The organism is Halomonas sp., from assembly GCF_052095695.1.
Lineage (GTDB): Bacteria > Pseudomonadota > Gammaproteobacteria > Pseudomonadales > Halomonadaceae > Vreelandella.
In genome coordinates this window covers 1-6,368 of record NZ_JBQDLQ010000086.1, presented here as the reverse complement: position 1 = coordinate 6,368, position 6,368 = coordinate 1, and the positions used below count along the sequence as shown (strand labels likewise).

Genomic DNA, 6,368 nt, shown 5'->3' with positions numbered 1-6,368 from the left:
ATCGCTGCGAACATAGCAGAAACTGCTTTCTTGACATTCAATGCTTGTTTTCCAGATAGTGTTGTTGGGTTTGCGACCTTCGAAGAGATCATCACACCGAAGTTTGTCGAGCTTTTTATCAAGAGTGCCAGGGCTAACATTGAAGCTTATGCGCCGGCCACAGCGCAGAAAAATATTAACCTTAATACTCTTGAGACACTGGTTGTTCCTCTTTGTGGCCATGCCGAGCAAATCGAAATTGTCCGCCTCGTTGACGAAAAACTCGACGCCGCCGATGCACTCGAAGCTGAAATTGATGCAGGCCTTACTCGCGCAGCCGCCTTGCAACAATCCATTCTGAAAAAAGCATTTTCTGGTCAGTTGGTGCCTCAAGACTCTATGGATGAGTCTGCCAGGGAGCTGCTGGCGCATCTCAAGGTCGAAAAAGCAGAGAAAGAACGAACCGTCAAGCGTGAACGCAAGACCACGGCATCACGCAAACCGAAAACGAAGGTAAGGAGGCCAACATTGGCCAACTTAATTGAAGTGTTAAAAAAACAAAATAGTTGGATGTCGGCGTCTAAAGCTGTTCGGGAGTTGGGCATTTTTGATGAGACACCTTCCGATGAGGTGGAGGCGTTTTATCGCCAGCTCAAGGAATATGTTGAAGACGGTTCTATCGAAATCGAGCGCCGTGATGATGAAGACTGGTTACGACTCACGAAAACTGAGGTGGGCTGAATGCGCATCGATTGGTTTTGGGTTGAAGAGTATAAGAACCTCAGGGATCTGACGATCGATTTCTCAGAGGATCACCTGATCACCGTACTCATTGGAAGGAACGGCACCGGTAAGTCCAATGTGCTCGAAGCCCTGACCGTTATCTTCCGCGATCTACTGATGGCGGAGCGACTTCCATCATTTAAATATCGGATCGCTTATGAAATCCGGGGTCGCTGGGTATTCATCGACGCTGATCCTAAACGGAAAAATGCCTATCAGGCAAAAACAATTGATAAGGCTGATCAGCAAGTGCCTTATCCGGTTGGCGGTTCATTTGATAATTTAGAAGGAAAGTCAATAAGCCGGGCTAAGCTGGTAGGGGAAGAATCGGAGCATATTCCTCGCTTTCTATTCGGTTATTACTCTGGTGAAAGCGAACGGATGAAGAATGTCTTTCGCGCCTATCTTAAGAGTTACGATGACAGGTTGATCCAGAACAAGGAGCCTGGGCTAAAGCGTATGTTCTTTGCCGAGCCTGTGCACAGCAACTTTGTGCTACTTTCTTTTATAGTTAATAACAGGAGAAAGACTAACGAATTTCTGCAGAAGCAATTGGGGCTTGAAGAAGGTGGAATTGAATCTGTGTTGTTCGTGCTCAAGCAGCCTTATTGGTTCAATAGCAAGTCCTCAGGCGGCGATGCTCGTTTCTGGCACTCTAAAGGAATTGTTCGCGACTTTCTTGCCAAGCTTTACGATATCTCGCTGGCGCCGATTCGTATCAAGCGCAAAGAGTTTTACGATGTAAGACGTTATCGAACGCTGGAGTATCTTTACCTTTTTGCCAAGGACATTGATGCTTTACGAGAGCTGGCCAATGGAAAAACGTCAGCTGAATTCTTCCGCGATCTTGAAAGCACACATGTTTCAGGCTTGATCGACGAGGTGCGGATCAGGGTTAAACTGAAAAAGAACGATGGCTCCGTAACGTTCCGCGAATTAAGTGAAGGGGAACAGCAATTATTAACTGTTCTTGGCCTACTTCAGTTCACATCCGAGGAAGCCAGTCTTTTTCTGCTGGACGAGCCTGATACACATCTCAATCCACGTTGGAGTGTTGAATATCTTCAGCATATCCAAGATTTTCTCAAAGATGAGAATGACAATAACCGGACAAGCCATGTCCTTCTGGCAACTCATAACCCTATTGCAGTTGCGGAGTTGCGGAAGGAACAAGTACAGATACTGAAACGTGACGATGAGACTCTAAGTATTTCCGCCGAAGAGCCTGACATCGACCCTATTGGTATGGGGTATGCGGGAGTAATTACTAGCGACATGTTTGATCTAAATGCCGCTCTGGATACGTATACACAACAGCTTCTCGAAGAGCAAAAAAGTCTCATAGTAAAGCCTGAATTGACTAGTGCAGAAAGTAATCACTTAGAGAAGCTGAGTGTTGAGTTAGAGACTCTTGGTTTTCGTCATCAGATGCGTGATCCTGTTTTTACTGAATACATTAAAGCACGAGCATCATTTACTGCTGATAATGAAAAAAATGAACATGGAGGGCATTTAAGTGCTCAGGATGCTCGCCGCTTGGTTAAAGAGGCACTTAGCACGAATGCGGATGGAGCCAAAAAATGAGATTTATTGATCTTGCTTTTGCTGAAATGCCCGAGAACTATAATGAGCGTGCAGCAAGAGCTTTTGATGATGGTCCTGATAAAATAAATGATCATTCGGTTGTGTGGAGAGATTGTAAAGATAACTTGAAAAGTGTTTCCAATGGAAAATGTTTTTATTGTGAAGTACGTGAACCTCGCTCTGATGGAGCTGTTGATCACTATCGCCCAAAATCGATTTATAGCTGGGCTGCGTTCCGGTTTTCAAATTTTCGTTTCTCCTGCACTTTTTGCAATAGTCTTAGGAAAGATAAAAAAACAGGCGAAACCGGCGGAAAAGGAGATTCTTTTCCTCTTTGCACAGGGTGTCATCGTGCCACTTGTGAAGCCGAAGAGAGTAATGAGCTTCCTGCGCTACTTGATCCTTGTAAAGCTGGCGATCCCTTAGCGATTGAGTTCACAACCGATGGCCGAGTAATACCAAAATATTCGGATGAAAACGATGTGCGTAAGATGCGCGGCGAGATTTCGATAAAAGCTTATCATTTAAATCACTCAGCTTTAATTGAAGAGCGTAGGCAACATTCAATTTTGTTGAAAGAAAAGATCATTGCGGCTTGCCATGCTGAGCGTCAATGTGCCGCCGGAGACCTGGCATCTAAAGCCAGTTTTGATGATGCTGTCGCTTATCTACATCGAGCCATTCAGCCTAAAGCTCAATTCTCCGCATACGCTAAACGTGTTTTACAACGCCACAAAGAGAACCCTTTGATCGACGCTATTTTGGCTTCATCATAGGATTCACATGAACACAGACTCTACTGTTTACAGGGTATGGAGCTTTTTTGCTATCTTGCGTTATGACGGGGTGTGCTGTGGTAATTATTTTGGTCATTTGATCTATCCAGCCTTATTGAAGTTGGCTAATGAATAACAAACTCCCTATCAATATTGATGACTTACTCCACCACCGCACGGTGGAAAGCGAAAGGATTGAGTACAAGGAAGGTTGGAATCCTGAGGCTATCCTGCACACCTTGTGCGCCTTCGCTAATGACTTTCACAACTTGGGTGGAGGTTATGTACTGGTTGGTGTTTGTGAAAAGAATGGCCAGCCGCAGTTGCCGCCTATTGGTCTGTTACCTGAGCAAATCGATGCCATCCAAAAAGAGCTTTTAAACCTGGGGCATTCGGCCATTGCACCGCATTATCATCCGCTAACCGCTACCTATGAGATTCAGGGTAAAACCATCCTGGCGCTTTGGGCTCCAGGCGGAGAAACACGGCCTTATAAAGCCAAAACTAGCTTGGGCAAGAAGAGTGATTGGGCCTATTACCTGCGTAAGCATACCAGCACCGTGAAGGCCTCGGGGCAAGATGAACGCGAGTTGCTCAGTTTGGCAGCCACCGTCCCTTTTGATGACCGCTATCGCCAAATGGCCACTTTAAGCGATCTTTCTCCCTATTTGATGCGTGATTTTTTGCATGATATCGGCAGTGAGTTATTGGCTGAAGCCCGCGAGCTGGATATTGAAACCCTGGGTCGCCGAATGAACGTGGTCGGTGGGCCAAGCGAAATGGCCTTTCCCAAGAACGTTGGCCTCTTGTTTTTTAATGAGCAACCCGAGCAATTCTTCCCGGCCACTCAGATAGACGTGGTGTACTTCCCAGACGGTGCGGGCGGTGACCATTTTGAAGAAAAAGTATTCAAAGGGCCTCTGGGCCTTATTACGCGCAATGCTTTGGACTACATCAATCGTAACTACCTGAAAGAAGGCGTTACCAAGCACGCTGATCGTCCTCAGGCTGAGCGTTTCTGGAATTACCCGCTGGCTGCCATTGAAGAGGCAGTGGTGAATGCGGTTTACCATCGTTCCTATGAAGTTCGTGAGCCCATTGAAATACGTATTGATGGACAAGAGCTGATAGTACTAAGCTTTCCAGGGCCAGATCGCTCTATCCGTTTGCAAGACCTGCAGGCAGGCAAAGCGGTCAGCCGTCGCTATCGTAATCGGCGCATTGGTGAGTTTTTAAAAGAGCTAGATTTGACGGAAGGCCGTTCAACGGGCGTGCCCAAGATCCTTCGAGTGATGAAAGCGAATGGTTCTCCAGATCCTGTTTTCGAAACTGACGAGGAACGCAGCTACTTTTTAATTCGGTTACCTGTTCACAAAGGATTTCTGGTGAATACTGAGGCAGTGGCCGAAGTCACCCCCGAAGTCACCCCCGAAGTCACCCCCGAAGTCACCCCCGAAATGTTACGATTGCTTGAAGTGTTAGAGGGTGAAATGGGAAGAGTGGATTTAATGACAGCCTTGGGGCTGCAAGATGAAAAGCATTTCAGAGAACACTATCAGCAAATCGCCATTCAGCAGGGGTTAATTGAGATGACGATCCCTGATAAACCCCGCAGTCGTCTGCAAAAATACCGGTTAACCGTTTTAGGTCAGAGTGTGCTGGCCACCAAGGATTCGCATTAATGAACACTGCCCCCATTATTTCCAAGGTCTGGAGTTTTTGCACCACGCTGCGCGATGACGGCGTGGGCTACGGCGATTATCTGGAACAGCTGACTTATCTTATCTTCCTCAAGATGGCGGATGAATATGCCAGACCGCCTTACAATCGCGATGTGGGCATTCCTGAAGGGGACGACTGGGCGAGCCTGACACGCCTGCGCGGAGCGGAATTAGAAGTGCATTACGTCACTCTATTGCGTAAGTTGGGCGAACAGAAAGGCATGCTGGGCCAGATATTTACTAAGGCGCAAAATAAGATCACCGACCCTGCCAAGCTGTACCGCCTGATCGATATGGTGGACAGTACAAAGTGGGTGATGCTAGGCGCTGATGTGAAGGGTGATATTTACGAAGGCCTGCTAGAGCGCAATGCTGAAGACACCAAATCTGGAGCGGGCCAATACTTCACTCCTCGCGCTTTGATTCGCGCAATAGTGGAATGTGTTCGCCCTGAGCCAGGTAAAACTATTGCCGATCCCGCATGTGGTACAGGTGGCTTTTTTCTGGCAGCGCATGACTTCCTGACGGATCCTAACCATTATGCTTTAGACAAGGATCAAAAGAGCTTTCTTAAGCATTCAACCTTCTTTGGTAATGAAATTGTTGCGGGCACCCGTAGGCTCTGTCTGATGAACATGTTTCTGCATGGGATTGGTGAAATCACCGGCGAAACGCTGGTGTCTCCCGCTGATGCACTGGTCTCACCAACTGATGAGACCTTTGATTACGTATTGGCTAACCCGCCGTTCGGCAAGAAAAGCTCGATGAGTTTCACCAATGCTGAAGGCGAGCAGACATCTGAGGAGCTCAACTACAATCGTCAGGATTTCTGGGCATCCACCTCGAATAAGCAGCTTAATTTTGTTCAGCACATTCGCACGATGCTGAAAACGACGGGTAGAGCAGCCGTTGTGGTGCCTGATAACGTGCTGTTCGAAGGCGGTGCAGGCGAAACGATTCGCCGTAAGCTGCTGCAAACTACAGATCTCCACACCATTTTGCGGCTGCCCACCGGCATCTTCTACGCGCAGGGGGTTAAGGCGAATGTTCTTTTCTTCGATAACCGTCCTGCTAGCCCTGACCCGCAAACTTCCAAGGTTTGGTATTACGATTACCGTACCAATGTGCATCATACGCTAAAGCAAAAGCCTCTCACCTACACTCATTTAGAAGACTTTATTGCTTGCTACCACGCGAGTAATCGACATGAGCGCACAGCTACCTGGAGTGAAGAAACGCCTGATGGGCGGTGGCGTGCTTTTGATCGGGAAGAGTTGTTGGCTCGAGATAAAGCAAGCCTTGATATCTTCTGGCTTCGCGATGCTTCCATGACGGACCTGGAAAATTTGCCTGAGCCTGAGATATTGGCAGAAGAGATTATGGAAAATCTCCGCTCAGCGCTGGCGAGCTTCGAGGCTGTGAACGAATAGAAGGTAACTGGCCAGAGGCTTGTTACTTCCACTTCGCCCAAGGCCAGCGGCGTTTGGCGGGGCTATCAATCTGCTGAAGTGCACTTGAAAGCGGC

4 protein-coding genes and 1 pseudogene are annotated in these 6,368 nt (G+C 47.6%); all 5 read left to right on the top strand.

The features are described from left to right. Positions 1–720, top strand: a pseudogene (locus ACTH5D_RS14475) (hypothetical protein); the annotation flags it as partial. After that, entirely contained in the window at positions 721–2,346 is a 1,626-nt protein-coding gene (locus ACTH5D_RS14470) for an AAA family ATPase (RefSeq protein WP_441672450.1), read from the top strand. Further along, positions 2,343–3,122: a hypothetical protein gene (locus tag ACTH5D_RS14465; protein WP_441672448.1), complete on the top strand. Its 780-nt coding sequence runs from the start codon at positions 2,343–2,345 to the stop codon at positions 3,120–3,122. Before ACTH5D_RS14470 ends, ACTH5D_RS14465 begins: the two co-directional genes overlap by 4 nt. A gap of 128 nt (positions 3,123–3,250) precedes the next feature. After that, a complete protein-coding gene (locus ACTH5D_RS14460; RefSeq protein WP_441672446.1) occupies positions 3,251–4,804 on the top strand; it encodes a Fic family protein in 1,554 nt (517 codons plus the stop codon). Continuing rightward, positions 4,804–6,273, top strand: a complete 1,470-nt coding sequence (locus ACTH5D_RS14455; RefSeq protein WP_441672444.1) for a type I restriction-modification system subunit M — start codon at positions 4,804–4,806, stop codon at positions 6,271–6,273. The genes ACTH5D_RS14460 and ACTH5D_RS14455 overlap by 1 nt, the downstream gene beginning before the upstream one ends. Positions 6,274–6,368: the final 95 nt, after the last annotated feature.

What these genes read in the sequence shown, in the direction of transcription:
- ACTH5D_RS14465 (WP_441672448.1), top strand. Translation starts at nt 2,343, where the DNA reads ATGAGATTTATTGATCTTGCTTTTGCTGAAATGCCCGAGAACTATAAT.
- ACTH5D_RS14470 (WP_441672450.1), top strand. Translation starts at nt 721, where the DNA reads ATGCGCATCGATTGGTTTTGGGTTGAAGAGTATAAGAACCTCAGGGAT.
- ACTH5D_RS14455 (WP_441672444.1), top strand. Translation starts at nt 4,804, where the DNA reads ATGAACACTGCCCCCATTATTTCCAAGGTCTGGAGTTTTTGCACCACG.
- ACTH5D_RS14460 (WP_441672446.1), top strand. Translation starts at nt 3,251, where the DNA reads ATGAATAACAAACTCCCTATCAATATTGATGACTTACTCCACCACCGC.